Raw genomic sequence first — 16,416 nt, forward strand, 5'->3', positions numbered from 1 at the left:
TGCAACGGCGTGGCTGCGTGCTCATCACATCCGTGTTTAACGGTTCTGTTGATAAATCTGCAGGTTGACATTGACCGCGTTCAACAGCGGTGCAGTGATGCCATGACGGCTGGCACGTAACAGCAGGTCGCCAATGATCGGGTCGGCTTCAATCGCAAAGCCATGGGTCAAATCACGATACATTGAGGAGGTCATCGGCGTCGACGCGTCGTTCAGCAGCGCGTAGATTTTGGCGGTCACGGCCGGGCGCGGTTGGTAGCCCTCAGCACAGATAATCTGCAGCACTTCGCTATAAATGCCCTGAAGCAACATCTCGCCGCCTGGCTGGTTCAGCACCTGTTGCGTATTCCCCCGCGCCAGACAGCACACGGCGCCGAGCGTGCTCAGCAGCAGCCATTTTTCCCATAATTCACCGATAATATTGTCGGTAAAAACTGTGTCGACCACGCTGCTGCGAAGGGCAACATCAACCCGCTGAAGCCGGGCCTCATTATTACCATCCAGCGCGCCGTAACAGATCTGGTGCAGAGGCGTTAACTGCACCACATGGCCCTGGTCGTTCAGCGTGGCGTTAATTTTGCACAGCCCACCGATCACCCTGTCGGCACCAAAGTGGGTGACCAGCGTATCGATATGCCGCATGCCATTCAGGATCGGCATGATCAGCGTGTGCGGACCGACAGCCCGCGCAATGTCCTGGATGGCCTGATCCAGACCGGTGCTTTTGACCGTGATGATGATTAAGTCGTAATGCGTGTCCAGGCTGTCGGCAGTGATCAACGTCGGATGCAGCGTTTCCTGCCCTGATGGGGTCTGCAGCACCAGGCCCGTTTGTTGTAACTGACGGAAACGGCCTTCACGGACCAGAAAGGTCACATCCTGCCCGGCCTGCATCAGCCGCGCACCAAAATAACCGCCAGTTGCACCCGCACCTACCAGTAAAATACGCATCCCTTCTCCCTCTGTTAAACGCGCCTGTCCAGATGCAGGACAGAAAGTTTAGTTATGCGTTAAAACCCATTCTGCCCGCAAGCATTATTACATTCCGCATGGGCACAGAATCGCGCATTGATCGTGTTCCATTGAGCGCGACCTATGTCAAAAATCTTGAATATAGTGCTTAAGTATATTCACTATCCCTCATGACATGGCTGGCGTAACCTTATTTCATCGATGTTTATCATGCGAAAGCACACGTCTTTCGCCAGGAGATGTTACAGATGAAAAAGATTGGTTTTCTCTCATTTGGCCACTGGACGCCCTCGCCGCAGTCCGCCACGCGTTCTGCCCAGGATGTGTTGCTGCAATCTATCGACCTGGCCGTCGCAGCGGAAGAACTGGGCGCGGATGGGGCCTATTTTCGTGTGCACCACTTCGCCCGTCAGCTCAGCTCGCCGTTCCCGCTGCTGGCTGCGGTCGGTGCACGCACCAAAAAAATTGAAATAGGGACTGGCGTGATCGACATGCGCTATGAAAATCCGCTTTATATGGTGGAGGATGCCAGCGCTGCGGATCTGATTTCCAACGGTCGCTTACAGTTGGGACTGAGCCGTGGTTCACCCGAGCAGGTGATTGATGGCTGGCGTTACTTCGGCTACGTGCCGCAGGAAGGCGAGACGGATGCGGACATGGGCCGTCGCCATACGGAAGTATTCCTGGATGCGCTGCGTGGCGAAGGCTTTGCTAAACCGAATCCCCAGCCAATGTTCCCCAATCCACCGGGCTTGCTGCGTCTTGAACCGCTGTCGGAAGGCTTACGTGAGCGTATCTGGTGGGGCTCGGGTTCCAACGCCACCGCAGTATGGGCAGCGAAAATGGGCATGAATCTGCAAAGCTCGACGCTGAAAGATGATGAAACCGGCGAGCCGTTCCACATCCAGCAGGCCAAACAGATTCGCGCCTACCGTGACGCCTGGAAAGCGGCAGGGCATCAACGTGAACCGCGGGTTTCCGTCAGCCGCAGTATCTTCGCGCTGGTGAATGATATGGACCGCGCCTACTTTGGTCGCAGTGGTCAGGATCAGGATTCCGTCGGTTTTCTGGATGAGAAAACCCGCGCCATTTTCGGTCGCAGTTACGCGGCTGAACCCGAAAAGCTGATCAAACTGCTGGCAGAGGATCAGGCGATTGCCGAAGCGGATACCTTGCTGCTCACCGTGCCGAATCAGTTGGGCGTGGAATATAATGCCCATGTGATTGAAGCGATTCTGAAGTATGTCGCTCCTGAATTAGGCTGGCGTTAAACGCTAACTGATTCTGTGAGAATAAGGCCCCCGCGCAGTCCGGATTGCGCGGGGTTTTTCATTCTTTTCCATCCTGATGTCCTGTCTTCTCTCCCGGTTACGTAGCAGTGAATACCGTTTTTTTATTTTAAAAAACTATTTCGTCGCGACACAATTTCTTATTAAGAATAACTCTTTCGGATTTATCTCAATAAAATCATGCGCGTTGTAAATTAATTGACATGAACTCATGTTAATTTTATTAATGAGTAAAGGGCGTAGAAAGAATCGTTGCCTGATTAACTATCCCTAATTGCTGCGTGAATAACGCAGTCATCTTTTTATTTCCACTTTATAGCGAACAGAAATGACAGGCCGGTGCTTATCCTGAATTTAAGATGGCACTGATGCTGACGAAATGTCTCAGCCTGGCGATGTGCATCGTGCATTTTGTCCCACCCCAAACTAACCGGAAAAAAGAATGGCGATCGATATTTATTTGAAAGTTGAAGGCACCACAGGTGAATCACAGGACAGTAAACATAAAGGATGGACCGACGTACTCTCATTTGAGTGGGGGGCTTCACAACCCGGCAATATGGCTGTTGGCGGCGGTGGTGGCGCGGGAAAAGTGAGTTTTAACGATCTGCGGATCAAAGCCTTAATCGATAAATCCACGCCAGCCATTCTTAAATACTGTTCCAGCGGAAAGCATGTTTCAAAAGTTGAACTGTCGGTTTGCAAAGCTGGCGGTAGTCAGATTGAGTACACGAAAATTGTGCTGGAAGATGTTCTGGTCACCGCAACGAATTTCAACGGTATCGGGCAAAGTGACACTATTGTTGTGGACTATGCCTTTCAGGCATCTAAAGTTTCTACCAGCTATTGGGAGCAAAGCGCCAGCGGGACTAAAGGTGCGGAAAGCAAAGCCGGTTGGGATATTAAACAAAATAAAGAGAGCTGAGTTAATCTGCCCGTAAATATAAAGGTGAAAAATGGCTATTGATATATTTTTGAAGATAGACGGGATTGAAGGTGAGTCGCAAAATGCGAATCATAAAAAATGGATTGATGTACTTTCATTTGACTGGGGCGCGCAGCAGCCAGGGAATATGGCCGTTGGCGGCGGTGGGGGAGCAGGTAAAGTAAATTACCGCGATTTAACCGTTGAGGCCTTAATTGATAAGGCCACGCCTGCATTAGTGAAATATTGCGCCAGTGGTAAACATCTGCCGAAAGTTCAGCTGTCCGTTTGCAAGGCGGGTGGACAGGAAGTGGAGTATACCCGCATCACACTTGAGGATGTCCTGGTGACACAGACTGACTTCACCGGCGTCGGGCACGCGTCAACGCTGGGTATGCAATATTCCTTTCAGGCCAGCAAAGTGGCACTGGAATACTGGGAACAGGCTTCTCAGGGAACGAAAGCCGCTTCTGTACAGATGGGCTGGGATATTAAACAAAATAAAGAAAACTAATGACTTTGTCGGGCGGCATCAAAAAGTGAGGGCGTTATGGCATTTCCAAAAGTGAGTCTTATTGAGGGCCTGACTACGGACCCTCGTTTTAATCCTGCGGGTTCCGCTAACTTTCTGTCCAAAGAGGTGCTTGATGAAGCGCTGATTTTAGTCAGATCGTTTGAACCAGCGGAAATCGCCCGGCTGAGTAAAACCGATACCAGCCAGATTGCTTATGCGATGTCGAATTATAAAGAAGATAATAACCGTCGTTATAAAACCTGGAACGAAGAGTCGGCTTCAGTCAGGAGGCCTGGCGGAGAAATTCGGCATCTTGACAATCGTATTGGCGGCGTCAGAGTTCAGCAGGCAAGTTCGATTGCGACAGGTGCGATATCAAGCTCTACTGGCGCTACAGGTGTGGTTTTATGGTCCGCTTACCAGGGTCTTGGAAGTATTATTGGACGGGGCTCTCTTCCTGTACTGGCGGCACTCTTTTCTGCGGCAGGCGCCTACTTCGTCAACAAAAAAACCGTTGCCGTTAATCAGATGGCTGCCCATATCAAAGCACTTGCGGATCTCTTTAATACTGCACATGAAGCCTTTGAAGACTTCAAAACAGAAGCGGAGCGTAAACGCGCTAATTTTAAACCCGATGATCAAATGCGTACGCCCCTCACCTTTGAGCAAACCGTGGCATCCCATAACGCCTGGCCCCAGGATCATGCGCGGGACATGACGCCCATCCTTCAGCAATTTATCCGCCATGAATATCAGCGTGTGGAGCTGTATGGCACAAGTGCCGAGTTTGTGAAGGTTTTTTTTAAAAACCAGGCACCCCTTTCTCTTTCACGCACGCAGTACAGTAATCTGATTAACTTAAAATTCCCGTAAGGAATGGCGAAAAGCTGTCTGAAGGCAACGCTATTCAGACGGCAAGCCCGCTTAGCGTGCCGGACGGTGAGTTCACGTCTTGATAAAGGTAAGCAGACTGACCACCTTACCGGTTAAAGCATACGCCCTGGATTTTGCGTTTACCGTCTCACTTCTCAGATAAGTTACCCTGCGCGGATAAAGGTTACCCCGCGCTTTTCCGCCCGGGTAAACGGTATTGCTTTGCGCCAGCCAAAAGTCAGGCTTCAGGCCCCACCATTCACATTATCCATTCGCGCATACGGCGTGTCAGTTGGCGCGCAGTATGCGTTGGAGGCGCATTAACAGTCGGCCGCAGGGCCGGACGGGACAGACAGCAGAATATTGTCAACGTTATGTGAGTTAGCTTCCAGGTCCTGACTTGTTGTCATCCGCTAAAATCGTTATGGTTAACAAGCGTTTGTCAGACCCGATAGCGGGACCAGCCCAGTAAGAAAACCTCCCGATATCAGCGCGTCGGCACTCTTGTAACTCATTGATGTCTTGCATACATAAACAGTAAGCGGGCTGTCTGAAGGCGCAAACCCGGTGCTGGTGCACCAGAAGCAGGTACAGCCTCATCCGGCCTGTATCGCGCCAAATGGCCTCGCGAATGATGGACTCACCTTATTGACCAGGAGCTTGCAAATGACGATGAATGCCCGATCTTCTGACGCTGCACTTACGGCGGCCTCATTTAAAACCCAGCGACATTATACAGTTGGATATGTACCTAAATTCGGGGACACCAGCACACCTGCACTGAACATTAGTGGCAAATGGTTACGTGAATTGGGATTCGAGACGGGGACGAAGGTAAGGGCAGAGATCAGCAAGGGCTGTATCGTGTTGCAGGTCGAGACACCGGAGTCAGAAGAGAACCTTTCCCCAGCGCGTTAAGGGTTGTGTTGCTCTAACCACCGTTTATAGTTACAGAATCAACCGCCCCGTTTAAGGAGCCTGACATGCCACATTACTGTTTTTTCCAAAAGGGTAAGCAGATTGTCGTGCTGGAAAAATCGTCTACAGACGAGGCTACCCAGCTCATTGCGCAGGGCTATGAAAAGCAATTTGAGGAGATGAGTGCGTCCAGTGAGAAAAAGGCACTCGCTCGCTTTGCGGATATTCGCCAACGTAACCAGGCGGATTACGAGGACTTCCTGGCGGGGGCGGCAACGATGCCGATCATCGATGGCTTACGCGCGGTAGCGGGTTTTATCGTGGGTAAGAAGTAGCGCAGCCGGAGCAGCGCCTGCGTTAAGTTCCCTGCGCTGTAACGCGACCTGGATTGTTGCGTATTTCACGCCATTCCCAAAACAAAAAGCCCGCTCAGGTTTCACTGAGCGGGCTTCTCTAAATCTGGCTCCTCTGACTGGACTCGAACCAGTGACATACGGATTAACAGTCCGCCGTTCTACCGACTGAACTACAGAGGAATCGTTTGAACGGGGCGCATATTATCGACGTCGTGCAGGCTTGTCAAAACTCTTTTTCATAAAAGTGTCTGATTGCTGAAATACTCGCCAACTCTGTGCGCTGTGCCGTATCGCTAACGCTAACAAGCGGCTTCACAGGGTTTCTTATTGCGTAAACAGAAACCCAAACCGCGTAAAACGTCGCCTTGGACTGGACAGTGACGATTGTTCTTTATGTTCGTCACATTTATTTCATTTTTAGTTTGAAATGCTAATAAATGGAATTTAAATTTCATTTCAACTTTCGCTGTCCGCCCGGAGTCCAAATGAACAAAGTCAGAATCGGCATGATCGGCAGTGGCTACATTGGCCGCTGTCATGCGATTGCTTATGCCCAGGCCCCTGCGGTGTTTGCGTTAAAAGGGGAGATTGTCCGTGAGATGCTGGCAGAGGTGAATCCGGAACTGGCGGCAAAGCAGGCCGCCACCTTTGGGTTTGCCCGCTCAACCGGTGATTGGCGTGAGCTGGTGTGCGATCCCAATATTGATGTGGTGGATATCTGTGCGCCCAATTTTCTGCATAAAGAGATGGCGCTGGCTGCGATTGCTAACGGTAAACATGTCTATTCCGAAAAGCCGCTTTCCCTGACCGTAGCGGATGCCCGGGAAATGGTGGAAGCCGCGGCAAAGACCGGCGTGAAAACGCTGGTGGGTTTCAATTACATGAAAAACCCCACCAGTCAGCTGGCGAAAGAGATTATTGCCCGAGGCGAAATCGGCGAAGTGGTGCACTTTTATGGCACGCACAACGAGGACTATCTGGCAAAACCCGACACGCCGCTCGACTGGCACTGTAAAAAAGCGCTGGCCGGACTGGGCGCTCTGGGCGATCTGGCTGCGCATATCGTCAATATGGCGCATTATCTGGTCGGCAATATTGTGGAAGTCAGCGGCGATATGATGACGGTCATCAGGTCGCGTCCTGACCCGAAAGATCTCAGTCGTCAGTTACCGGTTGAGAATGAAGATCAGGCCAGCGCATTGCTGCGTTTCCAGAACGGGGCGCAGGGCGTGATTGAAACTTCGCGCATTGCCTGCGGAGCCAAAATGGGCCTGACCTATGTGGTGACGGGCACCAAAGGCACGCTGCGCTATACGCAGGAACGGATGGCAGAGCTTGAACTCTATCTTCATGATGAACCCGCAGGGCGTCAGGGCTTCAAAACGATTCTGACCGGGCCTGCTCATCCGGATTACGCCAGTTTCTGTGTGTCGGCAGGACACGGTATCGGCTTTAACGATCAAAAGACCGTGGAAATACGCGATCTGATTAATGGCGTCGCCGCAGGCGATCGTATGTGGCCGGATTTTGCCGAAGGTTTGCAGGTACAAAAGGTGCTGGAGGCGATTGCGTTATCCGCCACAGAACGGTGCTGGAAGGAAGTTTGATAGTAGTTACAGCATACTTTAATGCACAGACGGGAACCTGTGCGCCTGCGGACAGGCAGGCGCACGTTGTTATCAGCAGTCAGATGCTTTGTCCCACCACAGCTTGTCCATCGCGTAATAGCGGTCACGCTGGCTCACCGGCTGTGACAAATCCCGCTCCCAGGGCTTCGCCAGAATGTAGTGCAGGTTCTTCACTTCATTACATTCCCACAACGTATCGTGCTGAAAACGAAGCGTTTTTAGCGCGTTATAAATATAGGAAAGGGGCAGCCATTTATCTTTAAAAGCTTCGTTGAGCAAGTCCTGTTCTGAGAAGGCATAGGCGCGCAGGTCATCAATGGCGGCAATACGCGCTTCAAGATCGTTAAAGACAGCCTCATCCGGTTCCAGCACCAGGAATCCACCGTTCAGGTAATAATCCACATGGGCCGGCGGCGTCTGCTCGCGCTCCTGCCAGGTATAGTGGCAGAACTCGGGCTCCCAACTGTCAGGATAGGACTCAATCTGGTTGGGATTACAGCGGCAGGCGTGGCAGGCGGCCAGCACGAAGTCACCCAGGTCCAGTGTAAACAGTTCATCCATATTCTTTAAGATGAGCATGTCAGCATCCAGGAATACCACGCGCCGATACTCGGTCAACTGCCAGGCGCGCAGCTTAGTCCAGACCTCGCCAAAGCGTTCAGAGGCATAGTGCTGATTCAAATCATTATCCGGATAAAGCGGATCAACCCGGCGGATAATACAGCCCTCATCCCTGAGGGCTTCACACTCGCTGTCACTGATAGCATTGGTGGCCATCACAAGCAGTGGCCAGCGTGTTTTCGTCTGTTGCAGTGAACGGTGCAGCGCTTTCACGCCCACCAGATAATCCGGTTGCGTCAGTAACGTTACCCAGGCAAACATAACATCCCTTTTTTAAATTAGTTAAACAGTGCAGCGGTATAGTCGTTGCTGAAGCGGTGGTGCGGATCAAGTTGTTCACGCAGGGCGCGAAAGCGGTCCCAGTGCGGATAAAGATCCCGCCAGTGGTAGAGCGAGGCATCGTAATATTTACCCCAGTGCGGACGCCCACCTTCTTCGGCCAGCAGCTTCTCCACCTCGCTTAAAAAGTGCAGACCGGCCTCAGAAAGCGATCCATCATCCGCGTAATAAACGACAAAGCCAAAGAAGCAGGTGGGCTGGTCGAAGGCGGGGCTCAGCCAGGCGGATGAGGCACCGGTGCAGCGCAGGATAATCGGATAGTGCATGTGCGGACGATTTTCGGCATACCAGCGTTTGATCTTGCTGATGATCGCCGGCGTGCGCGCCAGCGGAACGCCAATCTCAACGTTGATCTGCGGCACGGCGATACCGCGACAGAACAGTTGGTAGATGTCGCCTGTGACATCGGTAAAGTCGCGAAAGCGAGTCACAGTGCGGAACTGTTTGCCGCCTTTACCGTGAATCTGCGTATCGCGATGCATGTGCTCCAGCGTCTGTTCGATCGTATCGTTCAGGCTGTCATCACCTTCATCGGCATGTTCTACTACTTCGCGTCCCGACTGCTCGTAACGCTGGATCTCATCGTAGCTGGCCTGATGTGCATTCCAGACGTGCATGATGTTATCGTCAACAAACCACCAGGCCTTACTGAGTGCATAATCTTCATTCCAGCGCAGCAGATCGCTTTCCAGGTTGTCCGCCGAAACTGCATTCTTGTGGCAGGTGAAGATGCGGAACGGTTGGGTGCGCAACGTCACTTCGGTCACGATGCCCAGGGTGCCGAGCGACACCAGCGCCGCCGCAAAATCGTCGTCACCGCGCGACAGCTCCCGTATGGATCCGTCGCTCAGCACCAGACGGATCTGCTCGGCTTCATCCGCAATGGAGCTTTGCTGCAGACCCTGACCGTGCGTACCGGTTGCCATCGCACCGGCCAGCGTCTGCACGGAGATCACGCCCGGCGAAGAGGCCAGCATGCGGTCCATGTCTGTCAGGGTGCTGTAGATCTGTTCGAGCGGTGTGGCGCCAGCAAACGTAACGCTGTGAGCATCGCTGCGGAGCAGGCCGGTAAAGGCGCTCAGATCCAGTAACAGATCGTCGGGATGCACAGCCAGCATTCTGCCGGGTGAGTAGGTTTTGCCAATAACGCGCACTGTGTTGTGAGTGTCGCGCAGTAACTGCTGCAAAGCCGCCTCATTGGCAGGGCGTTTTACCTGCTGTTGTGTACCAATCGGCGCGTTTTGCGCCCAGTTCCAGAGTGTATTGTCATGAGGTTCACGCTGCGTCTGGCGAAGCGGATAAAGGCTGGCGTCTCTGCTCAAGCTGCTTTCCTTACTTAAGTGATATTGTTATTACCACTTAAGCATAGACTATCCTTTTCAGCGCTCAGGACGCGTGGCGTGAGCAACCGATGTAGCGCAGCGTTGCCGTGACGGCGAGCTGGCGATTACGACGGATGATCTCGTCTTCATTTTTGTCCCGACTAAACAGCGTATTGAAGGTGAAGCGGTTGGAGACCTGATGCACACAAATACTGCTGATCAGGCGATGCACGTCCAGTGTCTCGATCTCTTTGATGAACAGTCCCTGCTGCTGTCCCCGGCTCAGAATATCGTCCAGTAAGTCCAGCGCACTGCGGTTCAGCTGGCTCAGACGGGCAGACTGCGAGATGTAGCGGCCGCGAGACAGGTTCTCCATACAGATCAGACGCACAAAATCCGGGTGGGAAACATGGTAATCGAAGCTGGCTTCAACCAGTTTTATGATGGCCTGCTCAGGGGCGAGCGAGGCCAGATTCAGGCCAGTTTCATGCTCCCTGATCTGCTGGTAAACCTGTTCCAGCGCATCGATATAGAGCTGTTCCTTATTGCCAAAATGGTAAACCACCATTCGTTTAGTCGTCTGGGCATTTTCAGCAATTTGCTCAAGACGGGCGCCTTGCATGCCAAACTCAGCAAAGGTCGTCAGTGCGCTCGCAAGAATGCGCTTTTTAAGTCCTTCAGGATCATTTTTGCGTTTCGTAGTGTCTGACATAGTGCTTAACAGGGTGCCCGGTAACGAGAAGGTGAGGGCAAGATGTTACCACAGCGGATCAGGGCTGTTACTTATACCGAGAGCAAATGAAGATTAATCAGTCTGTTCTGACGTCGCACGGGAAGCCGTGTCACCTCGGTCACGGCATTAAAGCGTTTTCAGGATCATACCGATGGCGGCCAGCAGCATGATAACGCCGACCGATTTAAACATGATGCGCTGTGCACGTTGGCTGGTCAGTAATGCGCGAACGCTTACTGCCGCCAGAATAAACATGGCTCCGACCATCAGCAGCACCGCTGCGGTAACGGGCACCAGTATGGCTGCCCAGAATGTTAAGGATATGCTCTCCAGCGATATCACAAGCGGTAATATGGCCAGATAAAACGCGATTGTTTTCGGGTTGCCCAGTGTGATGGTCAGGCCTGACAGCCAGGCAGAAGTCAGTTGCTTGTGCGTCACTTTTTGGTCCAGCGTGATGGAATGCGGCTGATAAGACCAGAACTGCCAGGCCAGAAAAGCTAAATAGAGCGCCGCAGCCCAGTTAATCAGTGTAAACAGTCCGGTATAGGTATGAGCGACAACGGCCAGGCCAAACACGGCGAGCGTCAAATAAAATAAATCGCCCATTATCACGCCTGCAAGCGCAGCCAAACCCGCCAGAGAGCCCCCGTTAAGGGTACGGGCCACGATCGCTGTCATGCCCGGGCCGGGAATGGCCGCGGCCAGACCCAGCGCCAGTATATAAGGCAGTAATTCTGTTATCGCAGGCATCGTCTTTCCTTCATAAATGTTATGTCGGGATAAAATCCAGACAGGCTGGCCATGAAAAGCGGCATGACGAGGACAACCCGGCCTCGTCTGCCGCCTTAATCTGCCGTGTCCGGCCATTTCTTTTGATCTGCACCTTGTACAGCACCTGAAAACAGTATGTCCTGGCGAGACAGAAATAGGCTGTCTCAATCACATTCATTTATCGTATTCTTTGCAAGAATTAACCTCATAAACGAAATGTAGCGGAAGGAATTGACCGGTATGCTGCTTGATAAGACAGAAATGAAAATCCTGCGTGTTTTACAGGACGATGCCCGTATTACTAATCAGGAACTGGCTGACAAGATTGGTATGTCTGCCTCACCGTGCTGGCGTAAAGTGCGCAGGCTGGAAGAGCAGGGCGTCATTCAGGGGTACCGGGCTGTACTGGACCGCAAAAAAATCGGCGCCGGGGTCATGGTGTTTATTCGGGTGGTTATTGATTGCCACAGCGAGGATGAGGCAAAAAAATTCGAGCAACAGGTCACGGCGCTGGATGATGTGGTGGCCTGCTACAGTATCGGTGGTGATGCCGATTTCCTGCTACAGGTTGTGGCGAGCGATCTCGAAACTTATGCAGAGTTCGCCATGTCCGTAGTACGCAGATTGCCGCGCATTAAAGAGATGCAAAGTATGTTTGTGCTTAAAGAGATCAAACCGCTAACCGCTTATCCGGTTAAAAATTCACACTGATATGACCGGCTGAATCTTATGCAGCATCTGTGATGCAGCCGGACTCAGCCGCGTTGAACGTAGCGTTGACGCGATAATTATAAAGAACAGGAAATGACGGAAAAGCCGGGATGCCATAAAAGGCTTTTTGAAGTTTCTGGCGTGGGCAGAGCTAATATCAGGCAACACAATGGGCACTCATTCCGCGAAACTCTGCGCCTTTATCGTTGTGATTTGAAAAACACGCCATTGACGATGGCGTGTTAATGGTTCAGAAAACAAAATGCTGTTTTAAGGCACCCGCCCGATTTTTTTCGTGCCTTTCGTGTAGTAAATATTTTGGTATTGACCATTTGAATAAATCACCACGAACCTGCGCGCGCCGACATAAGCGCCAAAACTGTTTTTTGTATTAATCACGCCGGGGATGACCCAGCCAAACATCAATTCTTCTTTATCTTCGGGCACATTCATTACCCAGGTATATCCTTTAAAAGGTTTAAAAAAACGATAATGCGCGCTGTAAGGATCTTTCAGATGATAATAAAACGTATTTTTGACATCCGTTTTATAAGTGTCTGGCAGCGTACCGTAACTGGCAAGCTGCACTTGTAGTGGATCGGGTTCATGAGAACGGGCTACACATCCTGTCAACATCATCGTTAAAGCAAAATACAGCACACGCTTTCTCATTAATCGCCTCAAGGGTTAATATTTTTGTTATAAGGCGAAACACTAGCACCCGACGTATATTTCGGTCTGTAAACCGTTATATGTTAATGATGTCACAGCGATCACTGAGTTATCTTCGGCAAGGGAGAAAGTTTTTGAAATACTATACGGAGCAATGCAGGAGCATAAGAACACCGACACAATTTTAATGTTGTATAATATTGTAGAAAAACCATTGTTAAAATATCCAGAAAAACTTTTTTTAAAGGTATGAAAGAGTTGGTGGGAAAATGTTTTTTTTGCTGAAACTATGATACAGAACTACTACTTCATTACTCCTGTTTTAAATTCAATGGTGATAGTCTGTCCTTTGTTAAATCTTGTATTAAATGCGAATCGAAAAATTTCAACCTAAACAAAAGCCGTTGTTAATGTAAAAACTGTACCTTAATATATTGTCTATATTAAGGTACAGTTCAATTTACTACGGTAGTTTATTTTTTAATGAATATAGAGGTGTTTTACAAAAATGCCGTTTCACTACTGCCAATTTTTTCTATATTTCCATTCGTCATTTTTACACCAATTCCATGTTCACTATCAATTTTTGTTAAGAACATAAAACCATATTCATTTTCTTTATCTGGGAAAATGTACAGTTTAATAAGTTTAAGATCAGACGGTTCTTGATTGTTTATTTTGATACAATACTTATGAACTGCTTTTTGAATTTTTTGTAAAAACTCATTTTGGTGATTAATTAAATAAAGTATATCATCTTTCATCTTTTTATCTGATAATTCAGATTCAAGATTAACACATTGTACTTCATCCGGACCGAATGCTTTCAACTTCAAATCGACAGCAATACCTTCATCATCTTCATAAAATTTTAAGTCTTCTGATTGCATAATGTACCTCACTATTTACAATTCAATGATTTTGCAGTTTTCTTCGCTTCAAGTGATTCATATTTAACACCATGATACTGTTCGTATTGGCTCACTGAGCCGGAGTGAGGGAAAGTGGCTTCATGAGCGCTTGTCTCTACAAGTTGCATGGTAGAAGTATTCGTTATGGGATCATAATCATTTAAATGGTGCCAGGTATAGCCATCTGGATATGATTTACCTGTGATATTCCCAACTGAGTTTTTGTAATTTGCCAATTCGTTTGCTGCCTTAAAGTCGCCATAACGACTGCCTGTCATTGGTATTTTTACAATATTTTCACCATGAGGATAAAGTGCATCACTTCCTGAGAAATCGACCCCAGGATATCTTGACAGTCCTCACGGATCAATCCAACCCAACGGATTCGGTGCATACTGATAAAGATTCCAGCCTCCCAGCAATCCTGTCGGGTCCTGCACCGTAAAGCGTCCAACCTGCGGATCGTAATACCGGAACAGATTATAGTGCAGCCCCGTTTCACTGTCGGCATAGCGCAATGGCTGATGAGCGAGGGCTGTTTGAAAATCATCCTCAACAAAAGAATTAAGTTAGAATAATGGCTTTCACGAATGTCATGAAATGATTACAAGTTATTGCCCTCGCGAGACTAACGTCTGTTCATATCCTCAGTTAATTTCTGGTGAAGATGGTGCTGAAAATAGTTTAATACAGCCTGCAACCCTTAAAAATAATGTGCAGGCTGTCTGGATAAATGTCAGAAATCTAAAAAATAATCATTTTCAAGGTAATAGTTTAAAGCATCAATGAAATCTTGATTACTGGCAGAAGGTTTTTGTTCAATTACTGATAAGATTACATCAGCAAACTGCTCACCAGAATAAATATATGATAAACCTTTGCTAGCCGCATCTTGCGGATAGACTTCATTATCATTTTCATCTAACTGTGGATAACCGGAGACCAAATATTCTTTTTCTCCGAATAACTCTCCGTCTGAGCCATAAATGCAAAAATTATCATCTTCGCAACGTGATTTAACCATGATGTCAATTATATCTTTCAATTTCATGTAGTTATCTTTAATCGACATACTATCCCCTTTTTATTTAGGTTTTAGCTACAAATTTTTCTACCAGTAGGACCATCAAGCTTACCTCGTCGTCCAGGTTTTCCACCACCCCATATATCACGTCCACCTATACCTGTTGGATGATATAAAGAATGATTAGATCTATGGTCTGATCTGTCGACCAGAGTCAGTCTGTTTATATCTTCATGGTGATGCCAGGTTAATCCCGAAGGACTTCTGCTCATATCCCCATCTTTGAGCCAGTCATCTAGCTTTGGATATCTGTTGAGCATATCTTGGCGAAATTCCAGATTCGTCTCCATTTTCTGAACAAAATCCACATTAGCTCTGTTGAACTGGACTGCATCACTGGAATATCGATATTGAGGGTCAAGTGAATAATCATGAAAAATATGATATTCACCATTATTTGGCCTGTTAGCTAACCCCCACGGATCAATCCAACCCAGCGGATTCGGTGCATACTGATAAAGATTCCAGCCTCCCAGCAATCCTATGGGGTCCTGTACCGTAAACCGACCAACCTGCGGATCGTAATACCGGAACAGATTATAGTGCAGGCCGGTCTCGCTGTCAGCGTAATGCCCGGCGTAGCGCATCTGCTGATGAGTGAGGGCAATTTGCTGCGTGAATCTGTGGAAGCCTTCCGTCTGCCGGTTAACTTCGCCAAAACTACCGTAAATTAGTCTAATAATTTTGAATTTTCTATATGCAAGCGCTCAGGTTATGAGTTTACTATTATTTGGATTATTCAAATTTAAAAAAAAATTAAAAGTCAAGCTTCAGGTACTTGACTTTTTTGTGATCTTTTTAGAAAGCTAGTTTATATTTAATTTTGTACTGCTATCTTTAAAAATAGCATGTAAAAATTGCTTTATTTTGGTTTTATCAATAGTAGTCTTAAAAATAGCATGAAAACTTTTTGCACCAGCCTCATTGGAGGCCATGTCATTTACTGTAACCACCAATTCCTTATCATTTAGCTCAACATATTCTATTGCTGATGGTATCTCGTATTGAGTGGACTCATTCTGAAACCCAATACATTCATCAACGGAAAAATCATCTTCGTCAAATCTTCCGATTATAAAAAAGTTTTTGGGATCGCTGTTATCATCGCCCACTGCCAGTGTAAGCACATCGTCTTCATCAGAGCAGTTAACACAGATAGCATCGATTTTTTTAGTAGAAATCATTGATTATTCCTTAGCCAGAACAAGTTTTGGCTCTTGTTGATTTTTTACCTGCGGCAGACCAGACATTTTTTTTCACCTTTTGCATCGGGCCATGTATAGACGACATCTGAACCAGTGTTCAATTTTAATTTGTTCATCTTTCCACGGCATGAAGTACATGGAGGATATTGGCCATCAATAACCAATTTGTCTCCCGGCGAAGCTATCTGATCTAACTCATGTGTTATTCGCGCTTCTGTATGGGTTGCCAGTGATTTCTGGGGAAAGCCAAGGACTTTTGCTTCCGGTGTCATATTGACACTTTGCCATATTCCTTGTGTCTTTATATTACCATCAGAATCAAATAATGTGGCATTGGCAGTATTTGTACCTTTACCCGAACCAAATGACAGCCCCCACGGATAAATCCAACCCAGCGGATTCGGTGCATATTGATAAAAATTCCAGCCTCTCAGCAATCCTGTCGGGTCCTGCACCGTAAACCGCCCGACCTGCGGATCGTAATACCTGAAAAGATAACTGGCGATTTGTCTTTTTGGCGAACATGGACTGGTGCAGTTACCTGATGCACCAGTTTAGGATGAAATAAA

At 48.5% G+C, this 16,416-nt stretch carries 17 protein-coding genes, 1 tRNA gene and 4 pseudogenes; 9 read left to right on the forward strand and 13 right to left on the reverse strand.

What is annotated here, in order from left to right; translation table 11 throughout:
* Positions 1-36 precede the first annotated feature (36 nt).
* Entirely contained in the window at positions 37-951 is a 915-nt protein-coding gene (locus C7433_RS12290) for a ketopantoate reductase family protein (protein ID WP_110268264.1), read from the reverse strand.
* 269 nt (positions 952-1,220) lie between these two features.
* Between C7433_RS12290 and C7433_RS12295 the strand changes: the two genes are divergently transcribed.
* The 6 genes from C7433_RS12295 to C7433_RS12320 all read left to right on the forward strand — a co-directional run bounded on the left by C7433_RS12295 (position 1,221) and on the right by C7433_RS12320 (position 5,826).
* Positions 1,221-2,243: an LLM class flavin-dependent oxidoreductase gene (locus C7433_RS12295; RefSeq protein ID WP_054633503.1), complete on the forward strand. Its 1,023-nt coding sequence runs from the start codon at positions 1,221-1,223 to the stop codon at positions 2,241-2,243.
* A 460-nt stretch (positions 2,244-2,703) separates the two neighbouring features.
* Positions 2,704-3,186, forward strand: coding sequence for a type VI secretion system tube protein Hcp (locus C7433_RS12300; RefSeq protein WP_039338087.1), 483 nt, complete (start codon positions 2,704-2,706; stop codon positions 3,184-3,186).
* Positions 3,187-3,217: 31 nt separating this feature from the next.
* Positions 3,218-3,700: a type VI secretion system tube protein Hcp gene (locus C7433_RS12305; RefSeq protein WP_033740412.1), complete on the forward strand. Its 483-nt coding sequence runs from the start codon at positions 3,218-3,220 to the stop codon at positions 3,698-3,700.
* A 36-nt stretch (positions 3,701-3,736) separates the two neighbouring features.
* Positions 3,737-4,573: a hypothetical protein gene (locus C7433_RS12310; protein ID WP_054633505.1), complete on the forward strand. Its 837-nt coding sequence runs from the start codon at positions 3,737-3,739 to the stop codon at positions 4,571-4,573.
* A gap of 666 nt (positions 4,574-5,239) precedes the next feature.
* Positions 5,240-5,491, forward strand: coding sequence for a SymE family type I addiction module toxin (locus tag C7433_RS12315; RefSeq protein ID WP_172912958.1), 252 nt, complete (start codon positions 5,240-5,242; stop codon positions 5,489-5,491).
* A 65-nt stretch (positions 5,492-5,556) separates the two neighbouring features.
* A complete protein-coding gene (locus tag C7433_RS12320) occupies positions 5,557-5,826 on the forward strand; it encodes a hypothetical protein (protein ID WP_110268265.1) in 270 nt (89 codons plus the stop codon).
* A gap of 125 nt (positions 5,827-5,951) precedes the next feature.
* Here C7433_RS12320 and C7433_RS12325 read toward each other — a convergent pair.
* A tRNA-Asn gene (locus C7433_RS12325) sits at positions 5,952-6,027 on the reverse strand.
* A 305-nt stretch (positions 6,028-6,332) separates the two neighbouring features.
* Between C7433_RS12325 and C7433_RS12330 the strand changes: the two genes are divergently transcribed.
* Entirely contained in the window at positions 6,333-7,454 is a 1,122-nt protein-coding gene (locus tag C7433_RS12330; RefSeq protein ID WP_110268266.1) for a Gfo/Idh/MocA family protein, read from the forward strand.
* Between the two features lie 72 nt (positions 7,455-7,526).
* Here the strand turns inward: C7433_RS12330 and C7433_RS12335 are convergent, their stop codons facing one another.
* From C7433_RS12335 to C7433_RS12350, 4 genes are all read right to left on the reverse strand, one after another.
* Positions 7,527-8,357: a glycosyltransferase family 8 protein gene (locus tag C7433_RS12335; RefSeq protein ID WP_110268267.1), complete on the reverse strand. Its 831-nt coding sequence runs from the start codon at positions 8,355-8,357 to the stop codon at positions 7,527-7,529.
* A 17-nt stretch (positions 8,358-8,374) separates the two neighbouring features.
* A complete protein-coding gene (locus tag C7433_RS12340; RefSeq protein ID WP_033740403.1) occupies positions 8,375-9,757 on the reverse strand; it encodes a D-arabinono-1,4-lactone oxidase in 1,383 nt (460 codons plus the stop codon).
* 64 nt (positions 9,758-9,821) lie between these two features.
* On the reverse strand, positions 9,822-10,469 hold the full coding sequence (locus tag C7433_RS12345) for a TetR family transcriptional regulator (protein WP_039338080.1): 648 nt from the start codon (positions 10,467-10,469) through the stop codon (positions 9,822-9,824).
* A 147-nt stretch (positions 10,470-10,616) separates the two neighbouring features.
* A complete protein-coding gene (locus C7433_RS12350; protein ID WP_110268268.1) occupies positions 10,617-11,243 on the reverse strand; it encodes a LysE family translocator in 627 nt (208 codons plus the stop codon).
* A 261-nt stretch (positions 11,244-11,504) separates the two neighbouring features.
* On the opposite strand from C7433_RS12350, the gene C7433_RS12355 reads away from it, so the two are divergent.
* Positions 11,505-11,975 carry an Lrp/AsnC family transcriptional regulator gene (locus tag C7433_RS12355; RefSeq protein ID WP_039338077.1) on the forward strand — a complete coding sequence of 157 codons (471 nt, stop codon included), beginning with the start codon at positions 11,505-11,507 and terminating at the stop codon, positions 11,973-11,975.
* A 270-nt stretch (positions 11,976-12,245) separates the two neighbouring features.
* Here C7433_RS12355 and C7433_RS12360 read toward each other — a convergent pair whose 3' ends face one another.
* Positions 12,246-12,647 (reverse strand): hypothetical protein, encoded by a 402-nt coding sequence (locus tag C7433_RS12360; protein WP_110268269.1) that lies wholly within the window; start codon positions 12,645-12,647, stop codon positions 12,246-12,248.
* Positions 12,648-12,723: 76 nt separating this feature from the next.
* Here C7433_RS12360 and C7433_RS23880 point away from each other — a divergent pair.
* Positions 12,724-13,058 (forward strand): annotated as a pseudogene (locus C7433_RS23880) (replication protein); the annotation flags it as partial.
* Positions 13,059-13,147: 89 nt separating this feature from the next.
* On the opposite strand, the gene C7433_RS12370 reads toward C7433_RS23880, so the two are convergent.
* From C7433_RS12370 to C7433_RS23895, 6 genes and pseudogenes are all read right to left on the reverse strand, one after another.
* Complete coding sequence (locus tag C7433_RS12370) at positions 13,148-13,537, reverse strand: hypothetical protein (protein WP_110268270.1); 390 nt, start codon at positions 13,535-13,537, stop codon at positions 13,148-13,150.
* A gap of 11 nt (positions 13,538-13,548) precedes the next feature.
* A pseudogene (locus tag C7433_RS24130) lies at positions 13,549-14,100 on the reverse strand (RHS repeat-associated core domain-containing protein); the annotation flags it as partial.
* A gap of 194 nt (positions 14,101-14,294) precedes the next feature.
* Entirely contained in the window at positions 14,295-14,630 is a 336-nt protein-coding gene (locus C7433_RS12380) for a hypothetical protein (RefSeq protein ID WP_110268271.1), read from the reverse strand.
* A 23-nt stretch (positions 14,631-14,653) separates the two neighbouring features.
* Positions 14,654-15,310, reverse strand: a pseudogene (locus C7433_RS12385) (RHS repeat-associated core domain-containing protein); the annotation flags it as partial.
* 138 nt (positions 15,311-15,448) lie between these two features.
* Complete coding sequence (locus tag C7433_RS12390) at positions 15,449-15,826, reverse strand: hypothetical protein (protein ID WP_110268272.1); 378 nt, start codon at positions 15,824-15,826, stop codon at positions 15,449-15,451.
* A gap of 44 nt (positions 15,827-15,870) precedes the next feature.
* Positions 15,871-16,341: pseudogene (locus C7433_RS23895) on the reverse strand (RHS repeat-associated core domain-containing protein); the annotation flags it as partial.
* Between the last annotated feature and the right edge of the window lie 75 nt (positions 16,342-16,416).

Source organism: Pantoea sp. PNA 03-3, from assembly GCF_003201175.1.
Taxonomy (GTDB): Bacteria; Pseudomonadota; Gammaproteobacteria; order Enterobacterales; family Enterobacteriaceae; genus Pantoea; species Pantoea stewartii.

What these genes read in the sequence shown, in the direction of transcription:
- C7433_RS12380 (WP_110268271.1), bottom strand. Translation starts at nt 14,630, where the DNA reads ATGTCGATTAAAGATAACTACATGAAATTGAAAGATATAATTGACATC.
- C7433_RS12350 (WP_110268268.1), bottom strand. Translation starts at nt 11,243, where the DNA reads ATGCCTGCGATAACAGAATTACTGCCTTATATACTGGCGCTGGGTCTG.
- C7433_RS12300 (WP_039338087.1), top strand. Translation starts at nt 2,704, where the DNA reads ATGGCGATCGATATTTATTTGAAAGTTGAAGGCACCACAGGTGAATCA.
- C7433_RS12320 (WP_110268265.1), top strand. Translation starts at nt 5,557, where the DNA reads ATGCCACATTACTGTTTTTTCCAAAAGGGTAAGCAGATTGTCGTGCTG.
- C7433_RS12315 (WP_172912958.1), top strand. Translation starts at nt 5,240, where the DNA reads ATGACGATGAATGCCCGATCTTCTGACGCTGCACTTACGGCGGCCTCA.
- C7433_RS12390 (WP_110268272.1), bottom strand. Translation starts at nt 15,826, where the DNA reads ATGATTTCTACTAAAAAAATCGATGCTATCTGTGTTAACTGCTCTGAT.
- C7433_RS12310 (WP_054633505.1), top strand. Translation starts at nt 3,737, where the DNA reads ATGGCATTTCCAAAAGTGAGTCTTATTGAGGGCCTGACTACGGACCCT.
- C7433_RS12360 (WP_110268269.1), bottom strand. Translation starts at nt 12,647, where the DNA reads ATGAGAAAGCGTGTGCTGTATTTTGCTTTAACGATGATGTTGACAGGA.
- C7433_RS12295 (WP_054633503.1), top strand. Translation starts at nt 1,221, where the DNA reads ATGAAAAAGATTGGTTTTCTCTCATTTGGCCACTGGACGCCCTCGCCG.
- C7433_RS12345 (WP_039338080.1), bottom strand. Translation starts at nt 10,469, where the DNA reads ATGTCAGACACTACGAAACGCAAAAATGATCCTGAAGGACTTAAAAAG.
- C7433_RS12335 (WP_110268267.1), bottom strand. Translation starts at nt 8,357, where the DNA reads ATGTTTGCCTGGGTAACGTTACTGACGCAACCGGATTATCTGGTGGGC.
- C7433_RS12355 (WP_039338077.1), top strand. Translation starts at nt 11,505, where the DNA reads ATGCTGCTTGATAAGACAGAAATGAAAATCCTGCGTGTTTTACAGGAC.
- C7433_RS12330 (WP_110268266.1), top strand. Translation starts at nt 6,333, where the DNA reads ATGAACAAAGTCAGAATCGGCATGATCGGCAGTGGCTACATTGGCCGC.
- C7433_RS12305 (WP_033740412.1), top strand. Translation starts at nt 3,218, where the DNA reads ATGGCTATTGATATATTTTTGAAGATAGACGGGATTGAAGGTGAGTCG.
- C7433_RS12370 (WP_110268270.1), bottom strand. Translation starts at nt 13,537, where the DNA reads ATGCAATCAGAAGACTTAAAATTTTATGAAGATGATGAAGGTATTGCT.
- C7433_RS12290 (WP_110268264.1), bottom strand. Translation starts at nt 951, where the DNA reads ATGCGTATTTTACTGGTAGGTGCGGGTGCAACTGGCGGTTATTTTGGT.